The sequence below is a fragment of the Nitrosomonas sp. Is37 genome, assembly GCF_033063275.1.
GTDB lineage: Bacteria > Pseudomonadota > Gammaproteobacteria > Burkholderiales > Nitrosomonadaceae > Nitrosomonas.
Genome location: NZ_JAWJYP010000001.1, coordinates 96,132 through 119,137, shown reverse-complemented (window position 1 = coordinate 119,137; position 23,006 = coordinate 96,132). Strand labels below are relative to the sequence as shown.

General features: G+C 46.4%; 33 protein-coding genes and 1 pseudogene. 23 read left to right on the top strand and 11 right to left on the bottom strand.

Annotated features, from left to right (window positions below; all coding sequences use genetic code 11):
• Nucleotides 1–86 precede the first annotated feature (86 nt).
• The 3 genes from R2Q26_RS00595 (at nt 87) to R2Q26_RS00585 (ending at nt 2,189) form a co-directional block, all read left to right on the top strand.
• Entirely contained in the window at nt 87–233 is a 147-nt protein-coding gene (locus tag R2Q26_RS00595; protein WP_317534468.1) for a hypothetical protein, read from the top strand.
• Entirely contained in the window at nt 226–1,761 is a 1,536-nt protein-coding gene (locus tag R2Q26_RS00590) for a class I SAM-dependent methyltransferase (RefSeq protein ID WP_317534467.1), read from the top strand. Before R2Q26_RS00595 ends, R2Q26_RS00590 begins: the two co-directional genes overlap by 8 nt.
• Nucleotides 1,762–1,979: 218 nt before the next feature.
• Nucleotides 1,980–2,189, top strand: coding sequence for a hypothetical protein (locus tag R2Q26_RS00585; protein ID WP_317534466.1), 210 nt, complete (start codon nt 1,980–1,982; stop codon nt 2,187–2,189).
• A gap of 234 nt (nt 2,190–2,423) precedes the next feature.
• Here the strand turns inward: R2Q26_RS00585 and R2Q26_RS00580 are convergent, their stop codons facing one another.
• From R2Q26_RS00580 to R2Q26_RS00560, 5 genes are all read right to left on the bottom strand, one after another.
• The gene (locus tag R2Q26_RS00580) at nt 2,424–3,245 is read right to left on the bottom strand and encodes a sulfite exporter TauE/SafE family protein (RefSeq protein WP_090569903.1); all 822 of its coding nucleotides are present in this window, start codon (nt 3,243–3,245) and stop codon (nt 2,424–2,426) included.
• 7 nt (nt 3,246–3,252) lie between these two features.
• Complete coding sequence (locus tag R2Q26_RS00575; RefSeq protein WP_317534465.1) at nt 3,253–4,599, bottom strand: FAD/NAD(P)-binding oxidoreductase; 1,347 nt, start codon at nt 4,597–4,599, stop codon at nt 3,253–3,255.
• 18 nt (nt 4,600–4,617) lie between these two features.
• Nucleotides 4,618–4,923 (bottom strand): beta-lactamase hydrolase domain-containing protein, encoded by a 306-nt coding sequence (locus R2Q26_RS00570; protein WP_317534464.1) that lies wholly within the window; start codon nt 4,921–4,923, stop codon nt 4,618–4,620.
• On the bottom strand, nt 4,895–5,341 hold the full coding sequence (locus R2Q26_RS00565; RefSeq protein ID WP_411182300.1) for an ArsR/SmtB family transcription factor: 447 nt from the start codon (nt 5,339–5,341) through the stop codon (nt 4,895–4,897). The genes R2Q26_RS00570 and R2Q26_RS00565 overlap by 29 nt, the downstream gene beginning before the upstream one ends.
• Before the next feature lie 66 nt (nt 5,342–5,407).
• Nucleotides 5,408–5,629, bottom strand: a complete 222-nt coding sequence (locus tag R2Q26_RS00560) for a DUF6691 family protein (RefSeq protein WP_317534463.1) — start codon at nt 5,627–5,629, stop codon at nt 5,408–5,410.
• Nucleotides 5,630–5,950: 321 nt separating this feature from the next.
• Between R2Q26_RS00560 and R2Q26_RS00555 the strand changes: the two genes are divergently transcribed.
• Together R2Q26_RS00555 and R2Q26_RS00550 are read left to right on the top strand one after the other, a co-directional pair.
• Nucleotides 5,951–6,097: a hypothetical protein gene (locus R2Q26_RS00555; RefSeq protein ID WP_317534462.1), complete on the top strand. Its 147-nt coding sequence runs from the start codon at nt 5,951–5,953 to the stop codon at nt 6,095–6,097.
• Nucleotides 6,098–6,181: 84 nt separating this feature from the next.
• Complete coding sequence (locus tag R2Q26_RS00550; RefSeq protein WP_317534461.1) at nt 6,182–6,565, top strand: surface-adhesin E family protein; 384 nt, start codon at nt 6,182–6,184, stop codon at nt 6,563–6,565.
• 61 nt (nt 6,566–6,626) lie between these two features.
• On the opposite strand, the gene R2Q26_RS00545 is transcribed toward R2Q26_RS00550, so the two are convergent.
• From R2Q26_RS00545 to R2Q26_RS00535, 3 genes are all read right to left on the bottom strand, one after another.
• A complete protein-coding gene (locus R2Q26_RS00545; protein ID WP_317534460.1) occupies nt 6,627–7,928 on the bottom strand; it encodes an aminotransferase class I/II-fold pyridoxal phosphate-dependent enzyme in 1,302 nt (433 codons plus the stop codon).
• Between the two features lie 12 nt (nt 7,929–7,940).
• Nucleotides 7,941–8,900 carry an L-threonine 3-dehydrogenase gene (locus R2Q26_RS00540; protein WP_317534459.1) on the bottom strand — a complete coding sequence of 320 codons (960 nt, stop codon included), beginning with the start codon at nt 8,898–8,900 and terminating at the stop codon, nt 7,941–7,943.
• A 190-nt stretch (nt 8,901–9,090) separates the two neighbouring features.
• A complete protein-coding gene (locus tag R2Q26_RS00535) occupies nt 9,091–9,390 on the bottom strand; it encodes a hypothetical protein (RefSeq protein ID WP_317534458.1) in 300 nt (99 codons plus the stop codon).
• A gap of 81 nt (nt 9,391–9,471) precedes the next feature.
• On the opposite strand from R2Q26_RS00535, the gene R2Q26_RS00530 reads away from it, so the two are divergent.
• The 10 genes and pseudogenes from R2Q26_RS00530 (at nt 9,472) to R2Q26_RS00485 (ending at nt 13,759) form a co-directional block, all read left to right on the top strand.
• Entirely contained in the window at nt 9,472–9,741 is a 270-nt protein-coding gene (locus R2Q26_RS00530) for a hypothetical protein (protein WP_176969705.1), read from the top strand.
• Between the two features lie 102 nt (nt 9,742–9,843).
• Nucleotides 9,844–10,368: a hypothetical protein gene (locus R2Q26_RS00525; RefSeq protein ID WP_317534457.1), complete on the top strand. Its 525-nt coding sequence runs from the start codon at nt 9,844–9,846 to the stop codon at nt 10,366–10,368.
• Nucleotides 10,369–10,449: 81 nt separating this feature from the next.
• Entirely contained in the window at nt 10,450–10,920 is a 471-nt protein-coding gene (locus R2Q26_RS00520; RefSeq protein ID WP_317534456.1) for a hypothetical protein, read from the top strand.
• The gene (locus tag R2Q26_RS00515) at nt 10,907–11,116 is read left to right on the top strand and encodes a hypothetical protein (RefSeq protein ID WP_317534455.1); all 210 of its coding nucleotides are present in this window, start codon (nt 10,907–10,909) and stop codon (nt 11,114–11,116) included. The genes R2Q26_RS00520 and R2Q26_RS00515 overlap by 14 nt, the downstream gene beginning before the upstream one ends.
• Complete coding sequence (locus R2Q26_RS00510) at nt 11,106–11,261, top strand: hypothetical protein (protein ID WP_317534454.1); 156 nt, start codon at nt 11,106–11,108, stop codon at nt 11,259–11,261. The genes R2Q26_RS00515 and R2Q26_RS00510 overlap by 11 nt, the downstream gene beginning before the upstream one ends.
• 114 nt (nt 11,262–11,375) lie before the next feature.
• Nucleotides 11,376–11,582: a hypothetical protein gene (locus tag R2Q26_RS00505; protein ID WP_317534453.1), complete on the top strand. Its 207-nt coding sequence runs from the start codon at nt 11,376–11,378 to the stop codon at nt 11,580–11,582.
• A gap of 491 nt (nt 11,583–12,073) precedes the next feature.
• Nucleotides 12,074–12,277: a hypothetical protein gene (locus R2Q26_RS00500; protein WP_317534557.1), complete on the top strand. Its 204-nt coding sequence runs from the start codon at nt 12,074–12,076 to the stop codon at nt 12,275–12,277.
• A gap of 468 nt (nt 12,278–12,745) precedes the next feature.
• A complete protein-coding gene (locus R2Q26_RS00495; protein WP_317534452.1) occupies nt 12,746–13,120 on the top strand; it encodes a hypothetical protein in 375 nt (124 codons plus the stop codon).
• Nucleotides 13,121–13,465: 345 nt separating this feature from the next.
• Nucleotides 13,466–13,552 (top strand): annotated as a pseudogene (locus R2Q26_RS00490) (transposase); the annotation flags it as partial.
• A gap of 81 nt (nt 13,553–13,633) precedes the next feature.
• Nucleotides 13,634–13,759 (top strand): hypothetical protein, encoded by a 126-nt coding sequence (locus R2Q26_RS00485; protein ID WP_256329437.1) that lies wholly within the window; start codon nt 13,634–13,636, stop codon nt 13,757–13,759.
• A gap of 433 nt (nt 13,760–14,192) precedes the next feature.
• Here R2Q26_RS00485 and R2Q26_RS00480 read toward each other — a convergent pair whose 3' ends face one another.
• Complete coding sequence (locus tag R2Q26_RS00480; protein WP_317534451.1) at nt 14,193–15,389, bottom strand: porin; 1,197 nt, start codon at nt 15,387–15,389, stop codon at nt 14,193–14,195.
• An 873-nt stretch (nt 15,390–16,262) separates the two neighbouring features.
• Nucleotides 16,263–16,721 carry a hypothetical protein gene (locus tag R2Q26_RS00475; RefSeq protein WP_317534450.1) on the bottom strand — a complete coding sequence of 153 codons (459 nt, stop codon included), beginning with the start codon at nt 16,719–16,721 and terminating at the stop codon, nt 16,263–16,265.
• A gap of 436 nt (nt 16,722–17,157) precedes the next feature.
• Between R2Q26_RS00475 and R2Q26_RS00470 the strand changes: the two genes are divergently transcribed.
• Nucleotides 17,158–17,418: a hypothetical protein gene (locus R2Q26_RS00470; protein WP_317534449.1), complete on the top strand. Its 261-nt coding sequence runs from the start codon at nt 17,158–17,160 to the stop codon at nt 17,416–17,418.
• 506 nt (nt 17,419–17,924) lie between these two features.
• Nucleotides 17,925–18,116 (top strand): hypothetical protein, encoded by a 192-nt coding sequence (locus R2Q26_RS00465; protein ID WP_317534448.1) that lies wholly within the window; start codon nt 17,925–17,927, stop codon nt 18,114–18,116.
• Nucleotides 18,117–18,821: 705 nt separating this feature from the next.
• Here R2Q26_RS00465 and R2Q26_RS00460 read toward each other — a convergent pair.
• Entirely contained in the window at nt 18,822–18,974 is a 153-nt protein-coding gene (locus R2Q26_RS00460) for a hypothetical protein (RefSeq protein WP_317534447.1), read from the bottom strand.
• 383 nt (nt 18,975–19,357) lie between these two features.
• Between R2Q26_RS00460 and R2Q26_RS00455 the strand changes: the two genes are divergently transcribed.
• From R2Q26_RS00455 to R2Q26_RS00430, 6 genes are all read left to right on the top strand, one after another.
• A complete protein-coding gene (locus tag R2Q26_RS00455; RefSeq protein WP_317534446.1) occupies nt 19,358–19,672 on the top strand; it encodes a transposase in 315 nt (104 codons plus the stop codon).
• Nucleotides 19,673–20,010: 338 nt separating this feature from the next.
• Entirely contained in the window at nt 20,011–20,247 is a 237-nt protein-coding gene (locus R2Q26_RS00450) for a hypothetical protein (protein ID WP_090571870.1), read from the top strand.
• A gap of 117 nt (nt 20,248–20,364) precedes the next feature.
• On the top strand, nt 20,365–20,592 hold the full coding sequence (locus R2Q26_RS00445; protein WP_317534445.1) for a transposase: 228 nt from the start codon (nt 20,365–20,367) through the stop codon (nt 20,590–20,592).
• Between the two features lie 382 nt (nt 20,593–20,974).
• Nucleotides 20,975–21,622 carry a MotA/TolQ/ExbB proton channel family protein gene (locus R2Q26_RS00440; RefSeq protein ID WP_317534444.1) on the top strand — a complete coding sequence of 216 codons (648 nt, stop codon included), beginning with the start codon at nt 20,975–20,977 and terminating at the stop codon, nt 21,620–21,622.
• Complete coding sequence (locus R2Q26_RS00435; RefSeq protein WP_317534443.1) at nt 21,609–22,010, top strand: biopolymer transporter ExbD; 402 nt, start codon at nt 21,609–21,611, stop codon at nt 22,008–22,010. Before R2Q26_RS00440 ends, R2Q26_RS00435 begins: the two co-directional genes overlap by 14 nt.
• A gap of 38 nt (nt 22,011–22,048) precedes the next feature.
• Nucleotides 22,049–22,942, top strand: a complete 894-nt coding sequence (locus R2Q26_RS00430; protein WP_317534442.1) for a hypothetical protein — start codon at nt 22,049–22,051, stop codon at nt 22,940–22,942.
• Nucleotides 22,943–23,006: the final 64 nt, after the last annotated feature.

Below are 23,006 nucleotides of genomic sequence, written 5' to 3'. Positions count from 1 at the left end.
CTGATTTCACTGGCAGTCATCAACCTGATCGGCTTAAGCCTGATCTGGTATATCAAGCATCACCACAATAATTGACAGCCGCGTAGATGAACACTGTTTCATATCCCTACACACGGCAACGGCGATGGCGTGCAGCCCGCGTAGAATGTGCCGACGGAGGAGGCGCATCGTTCGTGTTGGTTACTCCCTCAGAACACTATCCATCATTTATGAATAGAGAGAGTTATGACTGACTGGACTGCCGGCTACGTGGCTGATATTAGCTATACTTATGGCTACTACCCAGAGCTTAACCCTTTGCGCCTCAGTCTGCCGTTTTTAACGACCGGGGTAGATTTTCCAGAGATTGAGACGGCCTGCGAGTTGGGCTTTGGTCAGGGAATGAGCATCATCATGCACGCGGCTGCCTCAACCAAGTGCTGGTATGGTACGGATTTCAACCCGGTGCAGGCTGGTTTTGCGCAGGAAGTATCGGCTGTGTCTGGCGCAAATGCTCATCTGTATGATCAGGCATTTGCCGAGTTTTGTGCCCGGTCCGATTTGCCCGATTTTGACTATATTGGTCTGCACGGTATCTGGAGTTGGATTTCAGACGAAAATCGGGCTGTCATCGTCGATTTTATCCGCCGCAAGCTGAAGGTGGGAGGAGTGCTCTATATTAGCTACAACACCCAGCCGGGTTGGGCAGCGATGCTGCCGATGCGGGAGCTGTTGGCGGAGCACGCGGAAGTAATGGGCGCCAGCGGCCAGGGAATCATCAGCCGCGTTGATGCTGCGCTTGATTTTGCCGAGCGCATGCTTGCCACTAACTCGCTTTACGGGCGTACCAATCCCCAGGTAGCCGAGCGTATCAATAAGATGAAGGAGCAGAACCGAAACTACTTGGCGCACGAATACTTTAACCGTGACTGGCACCCGATGTCCTTCACGCGCATGCGCGATTGGCTGACATCTGCCAAGCTGAGTTATGCCTGTTCTGCCCATTATACTGACCATGTCGACGCGGTGAATCTGTCAGAAGTGCAGCAGCAATTCCTGCGCGAAATTCCCGATGCAATGTTCCGGGAAACGGCACGCGACTTTATGTGCAATACCCAGTTCAGGAGGGATTACTGGGTCAAAGGCGCGCGACCATGCGATCCTCTCGAGCGTCTTGAACGTCTGCGGAGTCAACGTGTGATACTGCTGAATCTGCGAGAAGCGATCAAACTGAAAGTCAGCGGCTCGCTGGGGGAGGCCACGTTAAATGAGGATGTTTATGCACCCATTCTAGATCTACTGGCTGACTATAAGCCGCGAACATTGGGACAGATCGAGCAGGCCGTGCAGAGTAAGAGACTCACCTTTGCACAGATTTTACAGGCGGCAATGATCCTGATTGGCAAGGGCGATGTCGCAGTGGTGCAGGAAGATACGGTAGCGTCAAAAGCTAGACGCAGCACTGACAAACTCAACCTGCATTTGATGAACAAAAGTCGTAGCAGTAATGATATAGCCTACTTGGCCAGTCCCCTCACAGGCGGCGGTGTCTCGATCAATCGTTTCCAACAACTTTTTCTGCTAGCTCGTCACCAAGGAAAAGAATCCCCCCAGGAATGGGCGCAGTTTGCCTGGCAATACCTTGCCGCATTGAATCAACGGCTGACGAAAGAAGGTAAAACCATTGAGTCTGTGGAGGAAAACTTGGCGGAACTCACACGGCAGGCTGGCGACTTCGCCGAGAAACGCCTACCTATTCTGAAGGCGTTGCAGATTGCTTGAGTTAGTTTCCGAGTAGGATGTGCTCACGTAAGGAGGCGCATCGTTCGAGTATATCGTTCACGATATAAGTGGTATCGTTAATTCTGGTGCAAGATGGTGTGTTGATAAATTTGCCCCTATAGCGATATACGCATCGGCGTTGACGTCTTGCCTGTCTTGCGTTGCAAAACCCAATTTTCCTTTTTGATTTTGTAAAAATATTGGTGTAAGCTGGCTGTATGAAGTTTCCAGTATTCAACAAGGAGCAACGAGAAGGTTTGGCTAAAGTATCAGATAATGTTGCTACCGCATCAGTTGTTGCGGCCTTACTGGGCGGCTTGATTGATAAGAAAGTGACTATCGTTGGTGTATTGGCACTGATATTTCTGGCGAGCATGTTCTTGATTGTTTCCTTTATTCTGCGTAAAGGAGCAGATGATGGCGATTGAATCTATAATTGGATTGGCAGTGTTTGCAGCTATCATGTTATTAGTAGCATGGTATGCTGATAAGCATCGCTCAAGCAAATAGATAGCTCGGTTTTGTAGAGGCTGCCGATACGAGTATTTAAAATGAAACCACTCTGGGCTGCAGAGGATTTGTTTGTCTCGCTTCCAGGATGGTAGCTTGTAGGGTGTGCTGACGCAGGAGGTGCAACGTTCGAGATAAATTACCCCGCGCTGCTATAGAAAGATTGTCCAAACCACTTTAGCGATCATGCCTAGAGCGATACTGCCAGCGAGGATAGCGAAGCCTTGCTGTAATCTGGGGCCGGCAAAACGAGCGGCAAATGTTCCACCGAGCAGCATGCCTGCGATAGTACCAACACAAAAGGGTATGGCGATCGACCATTGCATGGCACCAATGAGTATCGCCGAAACAACGCCAGTAGTAGCAATTAATGCGGTGATCGCCAGCGAGGTCGCCATTATGGACAATATGGGAAGATTGGTGATTTTCCCGAGGACGGGCACGATCACGAATCCACCTCCTACGCCCAGCAGACCTGACAGAAAACCTGCTGCCGTGCCTGACAATGCTAATGCTCTGAAACATGGCATGGTCCAAATTAAACGTCCGCTGGTATCATCTAACTGGCAAGGAGGAGCGGTATGCTGAGCGCTTATCTCATTTTTACCTTCGTGCATGCTTTGGCGTAACATATGCTGGGCAACAAAGGTGAGTACGCAAGCAAACAGTAATGTCAATGATATATTGGGTAAGTGCTGTGCAAGCCATATCCCTGCTGGTGAAGCGAGTGCGCCTATCAAAGCAATGAAACCGGCTGTCCGGTATCTGACTCTGTTTTGCCTGAATGCGAGCAATGTACCGATCGCTGCCGACAAACTGGCCGCCAGCAAACCAATGGGAGCAGCTTGGGCTACCGTCAGGTTCAGGCTGAACATGAGCAATGGCACCGCGATGATAGTGCTGCCAGCCCCTGTCAAGGCGAGTACGGTGCCAGTAAATAAACCTAGCAGAATGCTGATCAAGTTAGTATCCATGAGCTGCTCAGCTTACACCTGTTGAACGGGTCAGCCATTCACGGCCTTTCAACATGCCGTTCCAGTACAACCATGGGAACACTTTGACTTTGAGTAACCACGCAAATCGGCTGGGTGCAGTCGGATCGAAGAACGGAAAAGGCGGCAGCAACTTGCCGCCAAAACCAAACTCGGCCAGAATCACCTTGCCCTTCTCCACGGTTAGCGGACAGCCACCATAGCCATCATAAATATCGGGGAGTTTTCTGCCCTCTCTGGCTGCAAGCAGATTATCGGCCACAATGACGATTTGCTTTCTGGCTGCCGCTGCTGTTTTGGTATTAGGCGAGGAGCACGCATCCCCCAGTGAGAAAATATTGGGGTAACGCGTATGTTGCAAAGTTTTGGGATTGACTTCACAAAATCCGGTTGCATCTGCCAGCAGGCTGTTACTCAGAAAATCAGGTGCGACCTGGGGAGGCGTCACATGCAGCATATCAAACGGTTTTTCTACGAGTGTGACTTTGCCTTCACTATCCTTAATTTCGAAAGTGGCAATTCTGTTGGGGCCATCGACTTTTATGAGGTTGGAGTTGAAGACCAGTTTGGCGTGATAGCGCTGCACATATTTCATCAGTGACGGCACAAAATCAGCGACCGAAAACAGTACTGCAGCGGCGCTATTAAATTCGACTTCGATATTGTCCAGCACACCCTGGCGCAGCCAGTGATCGCATGACAGATACATGGGTTTGTGCGGTGCGCCAGCACATTTGATCGGTATGGGAGGCTGGGTAAACAGAGCCTTACCTCTTTTGAGATTTTGCGTCAGCGACCAGGTGTAAGGTGCCAGCTCGAATTGATAGTTGGAAGTAACGCCATTTTTGCCAAGCGTTTGCTGGATACCTTCGATTTTTTCCCATGCCAGACGAATGCCTGGGCAAACGATCAATTGGCGGTAACCAATCGAGCGACCATCGACCAGATGGACCAGATTATGGTCTGGATCGAAGCCGTTCGCTGCTACCTGTATCCATTCTGCTTTCGGCGGAATGACGTCAGACATGTTCCTCACTGTTTGCGCGATGTCATAAGCACCCCCGCCGACCAGGGTCCAGGCCGGCTGATAATAATGCTTATCACTAGGTTCGATAATAGCGATGCGTAAGGAAGGCTGACGATGCAACAGACTGGCAGTGACGCCAATTCCTGCAGCTCCCCCTCCTATCACAACGATATCAAAAGCATTGCCCCAATTGCAGGCAGGAATCAGCGGAAGCAGCTTTTCCTCGGAGGGGGGTGGTAGCTGAGTTGTTGCAGGAGCTTCGCCTGTTCCTGCTTCACCTTTAGGTTTTTCTTGTTTTTGTCCCGTCATTTCATACAGCGCTTTCGATCAGTTGCTGCTTTTGCAGAAAGCGAGCATAGGTCTCGGTAATTCAACCAGCAGTTTGTTGAATGCATCGCTCTTTTCAGTCGAAACTGCCCCGATCTCGACCGGCAGATAAACAAACTGGAGACCAAGCGAGCGTGCTGTTTGTTCCAGTTGTGCGCTGGTGGGCTGTGTCTCACCGCCCTCATAATCGGGACGATTGCAGATAACAGATTTATAACCTGCTGCAGCGATTTCTGCCAAATCATCCACGCTGATCTGGCCGGTAACAGACAGTTTTTCATTCAGTTTGGTCGTGATTATGCTCATTTTTTTCTCCTCTAGAAGGAGTCGGTTTCTTCAGCTTAAGGTGACTACTTTTTTGCTGAGGGTGAGGATTATTATCGGTGCAATAAAGGTGATACAGCGTTTGCATGATTTGTAATGCTGCCCGACTTGCCAGGTTGTAATAGATATATTTGCCCTTGCGCTCAGTATTCACGAGCTTTTCTTCACGCAGAACGGTAAGTTGCTGTGACAGGGTCGGCTGCCGTATTCCCAGCGACTGCTCTAGTTCGCCCACATTTTTTTTACCTTGCATGAGCTTGCAAAGAATGAGTAAGCGATCCTCGTTAGCCAGCGCTTTCAGCAAGGCGCATACTTGTACAGCGGATGCCCGATTTGACAGCATGTCAGTCAAATCAGCATGATTTTCTATTTCTTTTAAGATTGATTGATTGCTCAGCATAAAAAAATATTCAAATTTTCTTGTTTAAAAGTTGCAAAAAATGCTTTGTATGAGGTGCATGACAGTTTATCCATCCTGTTGCCTGGCATAGTGGGCACGGTATCGTTCCAGCAGCTCAAAAATACCCATACCGAGCAACGTGGCTGCGACAAATACCATGCCATGCAAGTTGCCTGCTCCAACCAGCACCAGCCCGGGATCCGGACAGATACCCGAGATGCTCCAGCCGATGCCAAATGCCAGACTGTCGAGAACCAGGCGCTTATCGATCACACGAGAGATGGGCACCCCGCTGCAGCCTGAATAAACCACCAACTATGCCGCAAATACCGGCGATCCGTCCGCAAGCAACAACAGAATAGCGGTCGCGATATTGATCACCATGCCGCCAGCTAATGCAGATGCTGGTGTGAAATATGTCCAGTCGATAGTCATGATAATTCTCTATGATCTATCTTTACATATAATAAGAATTAATATTATGTTGATAAATATACTATAGTCAATTTATATGAATCTATTTGGGCTGAGAAAAAGAGAGAATCATGCAGCCAAATATCCAATCATTCTTTGATCCTGCTACCTGGACTGGGACCTACGGGGTGTTTGATGAGCGAAGCGGAAGTTGTGCCATTACTGACCCCCGTGCTTGGTTACGATCCAATAGCAGGTAGAGCGAAAACGGTTTCTGCCGATAAATTGATCACAATCATTATTGAGCAGCATCTGACTGTGAACCAAACGAAAGCAAGGTAATAAGTTACTCTGATAAAATAGAGCGTATTATTCAGTTCCTATCCGCGAACTGTTTCAGCGCGGCATCAAAATCAAAGAGACATTATGAAAAAAATATTTTTGCTGGCCTTTCTTATGTCTGCTGTAGCACCTGGGCAGGCAGAATGGGTGAGAGTAGCTGCAGGAGCAAAGCAAGGGGAGAGTCATTATTTTGATCCAGAAGCCACCCAAAAAAATGGTCATTTCAGAAAAGTCTGGGCGTTATCCAGTTATGATCAAAAGCAACCAGGTGGATATCAATCTGTCAAAAGTTTATATGAGCTTGATTGCAAGGAAGGAAAAGCTCGCTCCTATACGATGCTGCTTTATCCAGATCCCAATGCAGCAACCAGTGTGATCGGTGCTCAGCATGATAAGTCAAAAGATTGGTTTAGCTATGCAACCAACTCCTTTCTCGATCACATAGCTAAAACGGCTTGCGGAAAATAATTTTGTCCATTTTTGCCATTCAGAATTAGCTTCATTGCGGAGAAAAGCCAAGCCAGAAAGGCTATGAACGAGAACGCGAATAAGCCAGAAAATTTTTCAAAACACTTAGGAGGTAATCGATATCTCCAGTGGTGTGGTTGGCGTTAATTTGGAAGCGAATTTCTTCGTCTCCTTTGGGAACGACTGGGTAATTTAAACCGGTCGCTAAGATGCCATTCTGAAAAAGGTATTCGATCAGAAGTGCTGTTTGCTGGGTGTCGCGCACGACAAGCGGGGTTACCGGATGTTCGCCAGGGATGGTTTCGAAACCCAGTTCAGTTAGGCCATTTTCAAAGCGTACCGCCAGCTCGCGCAATCTTGCTAAGCGTTCCAGTCCTTCCTTGCTTTCCAGTATCTCCAGAGAGGCTATGGCGGCCAGTGCCTCGGACGGGGTAATCGGATTTGAATACACATAAAAAGGGGAGATTTCCCGCAGATAATCAATCACAGGGGCGCTGGCAACCACGTAACCGCCATTTACACCTAATGCCTTACCCAGCGTGGCAATCAGTATATCGACTTTGCTTTGAGTGTATTCTTCGGTTCCACGTCCAGTTTCACCAAACGCGCCTACGCCATGTGAATCGTCAGCAATGGTAATAATGCCGTCTGCAAAATCCTGTTCATATTTCCGGCAAATCGCGACAATTTCATCCAGTGGCGCACAATCGCCACGCATACTGAAGATGCCGTCGGTGATGACCAGCACTCGCCTGATCTCGGACCCGCCTGCGGCATTTTTGCCAGAAGCATAAGTACTGAGAATACGCTCGAGTTCTGTCATATCGAGATGTTTGAAAATCTCTTTTTTGGCTGGATAGGACAGGCGAATGGCATTGATGATGCAGTTGTGATTCAGTTGATCGCTCACTACCAGCGTATGTTCATCGATTAATGCGGGAAGTACCCCCATCACAGTTGTATAAGCTGCACTGTAAATCATGGCGGATGCACGTCCGTGAAATGCTGCCAGGCGCTTTTCAAGTTCGACATGCGGTTGGTATGTGCCTGAGATAAAACGGACGGCACCTGGGCCGGTACCAAAATGTTTGACTCCTTCTTCTTCTGCGGCCATCACCTTAGGATGTAACGTAAGACCCAGGTATGAATTGGAGTTCATCAGTAAGTACGCCCTTTCATCCCCTGCTAAAAAATAACGCGGTCCAAAGTTTTCATCTTCTGCGGAAGTAGGCAATCTGCCCTCTTTTATCCAACCGGGCAGGGCGATTTTTGCAATCACTTTTTCTGCCCCTTTTTGAGCACCTCTTTCTTTCAATTCGGCCAGCTTCAAGGTGCAATACACATTCAATTGTTCAAGAGACATTTCGGCTCCTTATCAAGGTTTAACACTTAGCTTTTTTGTTAGACGCTCGATCATGTCCTTTGTCATGGCCGCAAGATCATATTGGGGCTGCCAGCCCCATTCTTTCTGTGCGGCTTGATCATCCAGATGGTGTGGCCATGAATCAGCGATGGCTTGCCGAACCGGGTCGATCTGATAGTGCATAGTAAAAGCAGGTATGTGTTTCTGAATTTGCGCGGCCAGTTCTTCGGGAGCAAAACTCATCGCAGTGATATTAAAGGCATTACGATGTTTTAATTGCTGCGGTTCAGCTTCCATCAGCTCAATGGCAGCCCGCACGGCATCGGGCATATACATCATATCGAGAGTTGTGCCTTTATTTAAAAAGCATGCGTATTTCTTTTGCTGAATGGCCTGGTAAAAAATTTCGACGGCGTAATCGGTAGTTCCTCCGCCAGGTAGTGTTTCATACGAGATCAATCCAGGGTAGCGAACGCCGCGGGTATCTACCCCAAAGTGGGTGAAGTAATAATCACATAAAAGCTCGCCAGCTACTTTGCACACCCCATACATAGTATTGGGGCGCTGAATGGTATCCTGGGGCGTGTTGTCACGTGGGGTGCCTGGTCCGAAAGCGCCGATCGAACTGGGAAAGAAAACAGCACAGCCATAAATGCGGCTTATTTCCAAAACATTTTGCAGGCCTTCCATATTGATTTTCCAGGCAGTCTGCGGGTTTTTTTCAGCAACGGCTGATAACAGGGCAGCCAGGTGAAAAATGGTATCAATGCGGAAGTCCCGCACAATTTTTGTAAGCGCATCAATATCGGTCACATCAAGGGAGGTGTAGGGCCCTTCTTCTACAAAGCCTTTTGGCGGTGTTCTTTTATGTCCAGCCGCGACAACATGATCGGTGCCGTATTTTTTTCGCAGCGCAGGAACCAGTTCAGAACCAATTTGCCCGGTAGCCCCGGTTACCAAGATTCGATTCATAAATTCCTATTTTTGAATTTTAGGAGTAGTCAGAAAGAGACCGTTGCCAAAAAAACTTTTGTTGGGCAGTACAAAGCGGCCCTGATGCCTACCATTATCTCTCTATCTTGAGTTGTGTTGTCAAATAGTGAGCCTATGGGTCAAGTGGTTTTGTTTACAACCGCACTCCTCCATGCGAACCAGACGCCTATTATTGCGCCGATGAAATTAAACATAGCATCACTGAAACTAGCGTATCGACCGGGGGTATCGGCCTGATGCCACTCAAGCAGCGCACCGTAGATGCCGCCATTATCACGACTAGAGTCAATCCAATTCGAGGGAGAAGATACGGAAACAGGCAGCGTTGGAGCGTCCACGCAAGCAAAGCATAAGCCGGAATATGCAGCATATTGTGAACAGTCGGAGAAAAACCAGGAAAATACTGAATGATGGTCGGATTATCAGGCGGCTTCCCCGGTATCGAAGAGATGGCATACAAGCCGATCATTACGCCAGGTGGCTAGACGAAAGATAGAATAGTTTTTATATTTCTGGTGTCCATTATATGTACTATCCAGGAAAATGCGTAATGGCTGCTATCTTGCCAGCGTTGATAGGCATAGGAAAAATAAACACAAAAATAAGGACTCAATCTCCCTCCCATCCTATTCGGATGCTGTTTTTTGTGAAAGAGAATGAAACGCTTAATTCAGGCAAGATCAGATTGCCCGGTACGATAGCTGTAATGCTTGAGCCTGAGTTTATCTCGCACCTGGTTCAAAAGTTTTGGTTTATCCATCGTATTTGTGGATCTAACAAAGTTTGTTATGATGAAAGCCAAATTGATTCAATTCTATAAAAAATAAGGGGATAGCATGCAGCTTGTCGTGTTAGATTTCATTTCTGACGTAATAGATTGCGTCATCTCGGAGATCTAATTCTAGTTAGGCGTCCAGACGCTATGCGCATCACCACTGAAGTCGGCACGATTGAACTGGTGAACGAACCGGTCTATTCGTTTGGTTCTGCTGACAACGTTCGCGGCTACCTATTCACCAAGAACCTCGCTACACAATCCATCCATGGCATCTTGCTCAACGGCGAGCCCGTGGCAGTTCTTGGATGCGACGGCAGCGGCAGTGTCGTGCATGAGCATTCAGCCGTGTACACAAATGGGTTCCTCTATGTCGCGGTAGGCAACTGCGTTGTTTGCATTCAGCTTAATCCGTTCGCGTTCAAGTGGTCCGTTCAGGCAGATACAGCCACCTGTTTCGGTGTCTACTTCGAAGGTCATCGTCGCGCACTCATCTCTCACGGTGAGCTGGAGATTGCACGTCTGTCCGAGAGCGGAGAGGTTCTTTGGAGCGCCTCCGGCGCAGACATCTTCACAGAAGGCATCTCGCTTCTACCGGAGTGCGTCGAGGCAGTCGACTTCAACGGCAATGTCTATCGCTTCAATTACGAGAATGGCCAACAAAGCACCTAACCCTTCCATCGGGCGAACGGCTTCGGGCTGGCTTCGCCAGCCCGAAGCCGCCGCTTATGTCAAACGTTAGGCGCCTTAGCCATGTCGCGCTTCATGCTCGATAGACAAGTCCTGGTTCCGCCCGGCTACGCGGAACGCTCCTGTCTGCTGGTCAAGTACAGGCTGCCTTGGTTGCGGCACTGCTTCGTGCTTTGCCACGAACCACGTAGCGTGGCATCGGTTGCTAAGCCGGCGGAGCTCATGGCGTTCTTCGTCGCACAGGCCGAGCAACTGGCGCTTGGCACAGTCAATGATCCGCAAGCTTTCATGCTCGTTCACAGCGGCGCGTCGATCCGAAAGCGGCCAAACCTGCATCTGCACGTATTCGTCGTGCAGCACCGTTGGCAGAAGGCGTGGGTCTACACAGTCCTAGGTGCAAAGAACATCGCACTCGCAGTGCTCTCAACCGTTCAGGGACTTGTAGCTCCTCGGTCGGAGCCTAACCCTTCCATCGAGCGGACGTTCCGCGGCCGGCTCCGCCGTCTGCGGAGCGCCGCTCATGTCAGGCGTTAGCCGTCATGAGAACGTATCCGATCTTGCGACCAGATGGCTCTCTTCGCGGGTTCGAAATTACGAGCACTTGGCTTACGTTCCGGCTGCTGTTCAAACTACTGCGCTCCGTGCCCGGCGTAACCGACGTTCGTCGGAATTGGTTCAAAGACGATCGAGTGACGTTCAAGTTCCACGGAAAGGTCGCGGTGGTAAATGAGCCGTGGGGCGACAACAGCCGATACTGGGTTGGTCTAGAGGATCCAGACGCATCACCCGAGATTGATATCGCCCCTATCCACGATGCGTTTAGGCGCTACAACGGATTCCTGGTTGTAACGCTTTGGCCGATACGACAAAAATGACGGCTAACCCGCCGTTCAACCCGACCGCCGCAAGCGGGCTTCGCGCGCTTGCGGTTCCTCTCGTCGCTTCGCTCCTCGGCGGAGGGTTAACGGCAGCGTTAACCCTTCTAAATCATGTCACTTGCAATCCGCTCCGAATGCAAAAGCGATGAAGGTGCTATTGACGAAGTGACTCGTCAAGCGTTTGCCTCTCATCCCTATAGCAGCCACACCGAGCACTTCATTGTTGATGCTTTGCGTGAGGCCAACGTCCTTACCATTTCGTTGGTTGCCGAGCAATCCGGTCAGGTGGTCGGCCATATCGCCTTTTCACCTGAATGAAAAGGTGTCAGTCATTGCATAGTGCGTGAAGTGCATTTATGATATGTAGTCATAAATGCGTATGAAGAAGAATGGTTTTATGGCACGTCCGATTAGATTGGAATTTTCGAATGGTTTATACCATGTTATGTCAAGGGGGAATAGATTGCATCATTTTGGAGTGTTAATTCTAATTATGTTTCCACGTGAACAGATTCGAGATCCATGAATATCCGAGAAGCCAGAAGAGAAGACTTCGACCAAATTTGGCCAATCTTCCACGAGATCGCTGCGGCCGGTGAAACCTATGCGTACTCGCAGGACATCACCAAGGAGCAAGCCCTAAAGCTTTGGATAGATGGTCCAAGAAAGACCTATGTGTTCGAGGAGGACGGGAAGATCCTTGGCACGTATTACATCAAGACTAACCAAGCGGGTCCGGGCGACCATGTCTGCAATTGCGGCTACATGGTTTCATCAGCGGCCAGGGGGGGCGTGGCCTCGCCACCGCGATGTGTGAACACTCCCAAAAAATCGCGAGAGAGCTTGGGTACAAGGCTATGCAGTTCAATTTCGTGGCGTCCAGCAATGAAGGCGCAGCAAGGCTCTGGAACAAGCTCGGCTTCGCTACCGTGGGCCGATTACTGAAGGCCTTTTATCATCCTTCCAAGGGCTATGTTGATGCGTTGGTCATGTACAAGTGGCTGGAAACATAACCATCGCTTCCAGTCGACGTCCCTGCCGCAGGGGCGAAGCTCCGAAGGTAGAGCCGCGGCTGAAGCGGAGCGTTATATGCACAGGGTCAAATCTTGCATTACGACAAATTTTGAGCTATTTCTCGTCTCGTTGGGCCGGCATTTGCCATTGTTAACAGTTTGTTGAAGGCAATCACCTGGATTGTAAGCCAGAAAAGGTTAGGGCCCGAATAGGCAACCACAGATTTGACCAAACACTTGGATACAAGACAGTACTGAGATGCTTCTGAGGCAGCCTGGCTGCCAGGGTGAAACAGCCGGTTTATTTTCACTTGATCCTGATGGGTGACTGGTGCGATTGACATCATCATAATTTGAAGCAAAGGGTGTGAGGAATTTCAGCAAGAATGTTCAGCATTGGTGTTATTGATTGTTATCTTATCGCCGAATAGCGAAAACTTTGTTCGTACTCTTGATTTAAGGCGGCTAATGGGTGATCCCGGTAGTGCATTGAATAAAATGCATGCTTATCAAGCATGCATTCATATTTCGAGTTTGTTTCGAGATTGCCCTGCCGGATTAGCATGGTCCGGCAGGGCTTATCGCATCCAAAGCAGTGCAGCAGAATTTCACGCTGCGCGCCTGCCGACAAATCAGTTCGAAGTGCCAGCAAAGTATACTGATAAAATAATCAAAGTCGCCATTACGCCGAATATGACTGCGATATTGATACCAAAATTTCTAAGTGTTTTAGCGTCTGTTGTCTTTTCTAATGAACTCATATCTCTATTTACTCCTATATTATGTGTAAACATAAAAAATATGAACCGAATCAGGGTTTGCTTCATTGATCTAGATCAATGAAAAATATGAACCAAATCAGGGTTGGCTTCATTGATCTAGATCAATAAAATGCTAATTGTAGGTCTCAGTGACTTTAGCTGTTTGGTCCCACAATACATTGAAAAAGCTAGGGAAGCAGTGCGGAGAAATAACTCAGTACAGAGATAGTGATATAGATGTTTAGGAATGGCTAAAAGAGAAATTAGAAAAAAATCAATTAAAGCTAAAGCTCGCGTAGGGTGTAATCATTATTGAGCCGAATGAAAAATATTCGGTGCAATACGCTTTACTGATTGACACCCTACTTACTGGAATCTGGGGCACTACACACACTGAGTGACAATCTCTAATGGTCGCATCCTCAGCATGGCGGCAGGCGAGTTTATCGGCCGCTTCATGCAGCATATCCTACCCAAAGAGTTCAAGCGTATACGTCATTATGGCTTGATTGGCCAGCGCGCAAAGCGGTCAAGCTGGCTGCTGCGCGCTGCGCTGGAGGCGCCAACGCCTCAGCTATCAACGGTGGAAACGTTCATGCGCCGGGTGATACAACTCGAGTGGATGAATTGCCCGCACTGCCGCGAAGGGCGCTTCGTGGTGGTAGAGGTCATTCCCCCTGCTTCGAAGCAGCGATGTCCACCCCGCCGGGGACCACCATGAGACATGGTTCTTTCCACTTGCGCTCTACTTGGCGGCCAAGTGCTTGGGGTCGCCGAGAAGGCATTCGCTTATACAGGCTGAATGACTCAGCAATGGACCGATCCGGACAAAAATCGAGGAATGAACGTGCCAGTCCAGCTACGTTGGAATGCTATACTTTAGCCCACCAGATACCCACTCGTCACAACTGTCAGTTGACTTTCACTTCCACAGCCTTACAATCCCCATAAGCAAGATGCAATGACTGACACCTTTTCTTACAACGCTTGCACTATCGGTAAGCACTTATCTGCTGCAGAAAGCTGTGGACTGTGGATTGAAGGAGGAAGCCATCATTCTGTTTAGTTTATTGGAAAAAATCTTTTCTCAAACCATCATTTATCCAATCGGAAACCCTGAATAATTACTTACTCAGGGTTTCTTTGAGTTATCGTCAAAATAGATGACGTATGCCTACTGTCCAGGTATCACGATCACGATCAACTGTGTTGTTTTTATCTATTACATTTACATGCTGATAGCCGCCAAACAGATTGGTGCGTTTACTTAAATCATAAAGTGCGCCCACAGTAAAGCTTTTGGCTTTGCGACTTGCGAAAACGTCAGTATTATTTGCATCTGTCATTCCCCCCTGAGCGACCAGAGTTGCATTTCCTATTCTGTATTGACCACTAGCAAACCAGATGCTGCCGTCACCACCAGGGTTCATTGCAGTATTACATTGCCTGGTAGACTCATTGCCTATCTCACCCAAGGCAGCTGCATCTGAGCATGTCGCTGCGCCCAATGCATTGCTGATAAAGTCATATTGACCTTGAAGACGAAAGTTTTTGTAAGACCATGCTCCGCCGATTCGCACTACTTCCTCGGTTTTTAAATTAACTGCCGTTATTTTTTTTTGAGCGGAGCTAACATTGTCCCTAGAGTAGCCACCAAATATTTCCAGTTTATGATCTTGAATTTCCATGGCATATTTAGCAGCAAACTGAACATCCCATTCACCATCCTTGCCACCTGTGTTCCCTTTTGTAATGCCCTGACCGCCAAGAATGCCTCCAAGATTTGCTTCTAGTGTGTTTGCATTGCCAGGCATTAACAGAACTGCAAAGGAAAAGCCATTGAAAGTTGCCGAGTCAAAACGCGCCACGCTATTTACAGCGGTAAAGGATCCTGAACCAAGGCCATTGGCGCTTGCGATCATAGTGCCACCACTGCCAGTAGCTTGAAGCGTGGTATAGACAAATGGATCAATCGTCCAGCCACCAGCAAAATCTGCAAAGGGGGAATGAGTGCGACCAAATTTTAGTGTGCCAATTGAATCTTTGGATATCCCGACAAACATTTCTCGACTTCCTATTGGTCCACCGTTGGTATTGAAACCAAAATCTATCATGGTAACTACTTTAAATCCGCTTCCCAAATCCTCAAATACACGCAGGCCCCATGAAGAGAAAAAGGTTGGATCATTAACAGTTGTCTGGCTGGAGAAACCTTCGATATTGATACCGCTATATTCAGCCTGAATTCGGCCAACGATTGACAAATCTGCGCCATATGCTGATGTAGCGATAGTAGATGAAAGTAAGCCAGTTAATGCGATGGAAATTAGTTTGTTATGTTTGTTATTCATGATGAATTACCTACGAATGACGGTACCGCAAAATTGCGGTTAATTTTAAAAAGTGATAAATGAGCACCCTGTCTTAGGAGTCTGTCGGACTTGAGCAATCGTGGCGAGCCATGTGAGATAGCGCGAGCAGATTTTCACAATTCTGAGGCCGAATGACCTACAATCCTTGTTTCTTTAGTGTATGCAGCGGCATATCCAGCGTACGACGCGATGCATCAGAGATACCAATATCCAGTGGCATTGGTATTGGTGATTCCAGAATTGGGAATGTTATGGCGCGTCGTATAAGTACTTGGAAGCACCTCTCGACGTTTAAATCATCATTAAGTCCCTTGACACTACTGATCTAGACAGGATTGTATTAAATAGCACTTAGCTACGCACAATGGCAGCATGTGCACTTGTGATATATGTGATGATTGATTGGGTTTAAAGCGATTTTAGAGCAGTATTCATGCCAAAATATATTTTTGAAACCCGATTTTCACCTTTAGCCCAAGCTGGATTGCTGATAAAAAATGAGTAAATTTTATTTTGCAGCATCAAATGATTCCTTCTGATTAAATATAGCCTCATCAAATCATTGCCTTATTCATTGAATTTGTGCGTCTTTTTAGTCTCTTCAGCTTAAATTCCTCGTTCCTTAGTGTGTTAGGATGTAATGATAACGATTATTATTATTTTTATCAATATTTGATTGATAATCATAATCATTATCATTATTAATACGTACAGTTATTAACAGAACTACATGGGAAATTCTCTGTTACTCTACTGATCTAGACAGGTTTGTATTAAATAGCGCTTAGCTACGCACAATGGCAGCATGTGCACTTGTGATATATTTGTGATGTATGTGATGATTTATAGGGTTTAAAGCGATTTTAGTGCGGCAGCAAGGATATCGATTCCCAGACATATACTTCCCTTATTCAGTAACATACTATATGCGCTGCGATATTCTTCAGCAGTTGGCACTGCAGTAAGAGAATTAGCGTTCTCTACCAGTCCAAGAAACAGATTCAAGCCCTGTTTTTTTTCTAAAATCGTTTGTATTCTTTTGGGTGTTATCGTCCATACTTGAGAAGGAACATTATAGGAAGTACCGCTACGGTCATTCTCTCTCAAGCTTTTAAAAAATGGATTATCAAGATTAATAAGACTCGCTGTATTATAAATTGCATTTTTACTATGACTATCAGTCGAAGTAAGTGTATTCGATAAGCGATCGGAGTTGCTATTACTATCCATAAATGCTCGCCTATCTGCGGATAATGACGCTAGCAGCATAGGTAAGGCTGCTCTCAATTTGATAATTTCTTTTTTAAGCACTTTGTATTCCTCTATTGAGTATAAAATTTGAATGAAGTTAAAACTTCAAAAAACTTGATCAAGTAGAATTATCATTAATTACTTTAATCAGGACTGAAGGCTATCGAATTACTTAATATCCTTATTGACAACCAATATTGGTGCTAATAAATAAATCGATAGAGTAATCATTAAGATATAACTCATTATATTTCTAGCAATATTCATGCCAAAATATATTTTTGATGTTTAATTAATTACTTATATAAAGTCTGTAGAGTAACCTATGTAGGATACAGTGAGTAATTGTCGCCCATACTTAACTATTTTTTGATTGTTGGATATAATTAATTGATTTTGAAGGAAATATTTCGTCTCCAATTAGAGACATATTAAAAAGGTGTCAGTCATTGTATAGTGCATGAAGTGTATTTATGATCCGTAGTGATAAATAAATATGGAAAAGAATGGTTTTATTGGTGAAGTACAAAAATATATTAGTTTGAAGCAAAGTGATAATATTCATACTACTAAGCGATCGAAGAAACCGCCCAAGCAACTAATAGACGAAATTGTTGCCAGCGTTACTGGTAGAGGAGAGGCAATGAATGCGATATACAAAACGGAACATTACATAATGTTTGAAATTGCAGCGTATTTTAATGTTCATTATAGTACTGTTAATCGGTTAATTCGTTCATTTTGCAAGATGCAATGACTGACACCTTTTCAATCAACTATATCTCATCCTTTGAGAATCCCTTATCGACTCTATTTAAGTGCAGAATGCTCTAGACCAACAAGAGACGCTGCGCCGTTGTGCGGAAGACGACAGTTTTGCGCTTGTGATCGCCATGTATGCTGAGGGAGAACCTGTGAAGGTATGTCCCGACTACGTTGAGGCGCAGCAGCGCCAGTGGAGTGAGATAGTGTAAGATCTCGACATGTCTTCATTTCAGGGTTCGTGTTTATCAGTCGGATGGACACATCTGGGATGTTCTTGGCAAATCGATAGCCAGCGTAACTTACTTTGGCCTAGAGTGGGACAAGGATGGTTTTCTTGAATGGAAAGAGAAATCAGGCAAGAAAAATGCGTACTTCATCGAAAGCGATTTCTCGTCAGCGATTAGGGTCATCGAGAATCGCCTCATGTGAACCTAACCCTTCGTTCCAGCGGACCACCTTCGGCGTCCGCTGAACTCAAACGTTAGCGCTAAAGGGATAATGTCAGACAAAGAAGACAAGGCGCCAGATCGCATCATCGATTTAACGGCGAAAAAGACTGAGAATGAATGGGCTTATGCGGCTCATGCGTTCTATGAAACGGTCACACCCTTGTGGTTTAAATGGGTCGGGTGGACAATCGCCTTAGGTGGCTATCGTACTTGGCGGAAAAGACTGGGAGCGCACCATTAAAGGCGATCGAATCGATATCGTATTTTCTATTAAGTTTCTATTTTGCATATTTCTTCGCATCTTTCAGAATCGAACCCTTCCACTCTTGGGCGAAAAGCGGAACGTCAAGAATGGGGCGCTTTTTTGCGTTGCTACCCTTTTTTATTCTGGTTATTACTATGTGGTGGGGTACTCGAGAACTCATAGAACATGTGGTGGAGCAGGTTAAATTGGTGAAATGAGAGTGCTAATAACCACATCGAGTCCGACGGCTCATGCGGAGCGTTAGGTGGATCCGATGATAGCTAGCAGACCAGACTACCAAACCCCTCATAGGAGACGAAACCAATGAAGATTGCCGAAGCAGTTGGCTACTACACGTATCGGAGCTTTCTCAATCGGCCGGTCGGCGCGCCGAACGATATCCTATATATATAAACCTAAATTCCTCAGTTGGAATTTAGAATGAAAATAGCTGCAATCTAATACTATCAACGGTTCACAGCCAAAAATGTTAACTGCTCCTCAGTTACAGTAAGCAAGCTGAGAGCAAGGTGTGGCAACACTTTTGGCAGATTTTGATTATTTCACTAAAATCTCATCTGATTGGTAATGCCATGGATCTTTCAAAGAACCTTAATCAATAGGGTTCTTGAGCGATTTAGGAGTCTTCAACTGAGGAATTTAGGATAAAGGTATCAGTCATTGCATAGTGCACTTCATGCACTATGCAATGACTGATACCTCTTCACAAATAGTCGCAATCACAATCCAGATCGCATTAATGGATTCGCCTTGCTGAAGGGCAATGACGCCAAAAGAAAAGGCACCTGCAATGGCTAATACCAACCCGCCAGTATGCTTAATAAAATGATTCATAATTCTTCCCTATAAAAATAGCTACATTGATTTGAAACTTGATGCTTATCCTATTTTTAATTTTACTTTACTGGTAGAAGAATAATGTTGAAGTCACAAAGCTGACTCGGTTATTTCACTAGAAAAAGGTATCAATCATTGCGTAGTGCATGAAGCGACTGATACCTTTTCTTTGCCGGCATAACTGATAGAGGAGAGGCAATGAATGCGATATATAAAACGGGACATTACACAATGTTTGAAATTGCAGCGTATTTTAATGTTCATTACGGTACTGTTAGTCGGTCAATTCGTTCATTTTGCAAGATACAATGACTGACACCTTTTTTTGCTGGGGTTATTGTTAACGGTTATGGTAACCATTGCCAGTGTGCAGGACCGTGATGGTGCTCGCTTACTGTTGCGTCATCTGGCCGGGTAGTTGCAAGAAACTGCAGAAGATTTGGGTGGATGGTGGTTATGGTGGTCGCCTTGTAGATTGGGTTACAGAACGGTTCAAATTCTGTCTGGTAGTAGTGTTGCATCCCAGGGAAACCAGAAAATTTGTATTGCTGCCCCGTCGTTGGGTAGTCGAGCGCACCTTCAGTTGGCTGAACCATTCTCGCCGACTCAGTAAAAGCTATGAGCGGCTCACACGTACCGATGAAACCTGGGTTTACATCGCCATGACTCGTATTATGTTGAGGCGACTAGCTTAAAACAGCAGTTTCCAAACAGCTTCTTAGGTGATAATGCTTTTATTGGTGAGATACAGAAACATATTAATTTGAAACAAAGTAACAGTATTCATATTACCAAGCGATCGAAGAAATCGCCCAGGAAACCAATGGACGAAATTGTTGCCGACATTACTGAGAGAGGAGAGGCAATGAATGCGATATATAAGACGGGACATTACACAATGTTTGAAATTGCAGCATATTTTAATGTTCATTACAGCACTGTGAGTCGGTCAATTTGTTCATTTTGCAAGATGCAATAACTGACACCTTTATTATCAACTTGGCTGAAACAAAATAGATAAAGGTACTTTCAAATGGCTTCGTTTGCAGATTCCTACCCAACAATTACGCGCTGGATCGAAGAACAAGGTTGGATAGAAATTGGAAGAGATGAATACAGTAGTTCGTTGGTACGCGCGCTTGATCCAGGTGGTATGTTCTGGGAAAGTGATTCAAGTGTTGATTCAATTGACGATGCATTGCAAGAGCTAGAGAAGGAATTGATGGGTTGGTTCAGGAAAAATAAAATAGGTAAATCTTGCAACCCATAAGAGCGTGCAACACAGCGTGCATAGGATGGCTGGGGCAAAAGGTGTCAGTCATTACATAGCACATGAAAATGCATTTATGATACGTAGCCATCAATGAATATGGAGAAGAATGGTTTTATGGCACGTCCGATCAGGCTGGAGTTTTCGAATGGTTTATACCATGTTATGTCAAGGGGGAACGGTGGAGCAGCTATTTTTGCTGAAGATAAGGATAGACAGCAGTTTCTTGATTTATTAGCAGAGCTGATAACACGCTATGAAGCAATATGTTATGCCTACTGCCTGATGGATAATCACTATCATCTTTTGCTAGAAACGCCCAAGGCAAATTTATCTCAAATATAATGTTCATTACAGTACTGTTAGTCGATTAATTCGTTCATTTTGCAAGATGCAATGACTGGCGCCTTTTTGACACCTTTTTGACACCTTTTTTGACACCTTTTTGCATTCAAGGTTGAGGCGAGAAAGTTGACCTCAGACAAGGCCAAACGTTACCTCAACTCGCAACAGTAGTAGATTCCTGATCTACGTTCTCAGTTTCGGATTTAAATGAAGAATGCTAGCTCAAAAATGGCCGCAGCATACTTTGTGCGAAGAAATGTCTGTAAAGTACGCATTGATCGCACAGGAGATCTATGATTATCCGGTGTCAGCGGCTTAAACTTAAGGCAACGACCGTTTTGAATCACACGTTATAAAAACATACCCAATCTGGAGTTTATGAATGGAACACCTTAACCAAGCCTGGATCATGTTAAAACTGGGTGGAATCATTATTTTGCCGTTATCTTTGCTGGGCGTCATCGCGTTGGCGATAATGCTCGAAAAAGCATTTGTTTACTGGCGCTTCGCCCGTCTCTCGAACGATTTGTTGAATCTTATCGAAACCTATGGTTTCAAGTGGGAAGATCTGGAAAAAATCCTGTCAGGACTGGATAAACGCCACTATTACAAGCGCTTCTTTGAAGTGGTGATTTCCAATCGGCACCAACCATCCTGGTGGACTGAATCACGCGCAGCGGATGAAGCCCAGTTAATTGAAAGTTCATTGTCCCGCCGACTCTGGGCGCTGGAAACAATCGTGACAGCCGCGCCGCTACTGGGGCTCGTGGGAACCGTTGTCGGCATGATGCGCGCCTTTCAAGTTATCGGCAGCGAAGGCATCGTCAACCCCACTGCGGTGACAGGTGGCGTTGCCGAAGCGCTCATTGCAACCGTTATTGGTCTGATTATCGCGCTGGTTGCGCTGTTTGGATTCAATTACTTCTCACGTCTACAATCACAAACCATGGATGAAATGGAACGCCTCGGTACGCGCCTGATCGATCATATTCGGTTGGATCAAAAGGAAAGCACCCATGAAACTGCGTAAATCCAGAACACCCCGAAAAGGTTATATTCAGATTATTCCCATGATTGATGTCATGTTCTTTCTGCTCGCGACATTTATGCTGGCTTCGTTATCCATGCAGAATCTGGATTCCCTGCAAGTCAACTTACCTGAAGGACAAGCTGAGAAACTCAGTGCCGAAAAACCGGTGACTTTAACGCTGACCAAGGACAGTGAAATTTTTATCAATAAGGAATCCGTTACCCTCGATACCTTGGCTACCACGCTCAAACCGCTGCTTGAGGATGCTAAGCAAAAATTGATCGTATCAGCGGATAATGAAGCGCCACAGGGTATTGTGGTTCAGGCGATGCTCAGGGCGCGGAATGCGGGCGTGCAGCATTTTCTGATCGCGGTCCAGCATAAGTAATTCCTATATCCCTTAATAGATTGATAAAGTCCGTAGCGATGAACAGCTCCAGAACAAGGGAAATTCGTCTCTGGTGGCCGCTGCCGCTGGCGGCACTGCTTTGGCTGATCGCCATCTGGGCGGTTGGTTTTTTCCTAACGGAACCAGAAATTAAAGTCAATATTGATATCCCCGACGCAATCGAAGCGGAATTTCTGGAGCTTCCGGAACTCGCGCAGCCACAGGAGCCCGTCCCGCCGCCACCCAAAGGCAGCGAGACGCAGCCCCAGAATGAAGCGCAACAAGCAAAAATAGCACCGGAGCTGGTAATGCCGCCGCCTCCACGCCCCCGGCCTCTCGCTCCACCCAAGCCACCGCCTGTCAAGAAGGATGCAATTGAAACGGCAAAAGTTACGCCGCCCAAAAAAGAAACCAGAACTGAGGTTCCACAAAAAAAGGATACCGCCGCATCGGCCGATTTATCGGAGTATATTAATCAGAGAAGAAGACAACAAAGCCGCCCGGCTGGTATTTTTGATGGAATTGAGAACAACAAAAATATTAACCCGAAGCCACAGCCCTCAGCGGAAGAGATCAGGATGGCGACAGTCAAACGCAACCTGCAAATACCCGGTACCAGTGGCGTTTTTCAGATTATCAAAATTGGCCCACGCTATGCGCAATTCACGTTTCGCGCCTGGACAACTGGCGACAGCAATCCACGGCGGGAATTAATTGAAGTGAAAGCAGGGCCGGACGGCGATATTGAACGTGCAATCATACGCAGAATGATCCAGCTGATTCGTCAGTATCATCAGGAAGATTTTAACTGGGAATCACCTCGCCTTAATCGCGTCGTTGTCCTGTCCGCACGCCCAGGAGATAGCGAGGGGCTCGAAAATTTTTTAATGCGCGAGTTTTTTGGAGAACCTATCCCGCCTTATTTGCGCTAAGCATCACCGTTCAGCTGAGTTGGTCTTTTTTAGGACCCAATAAGTGAAGCGCATTGCGCCAGAA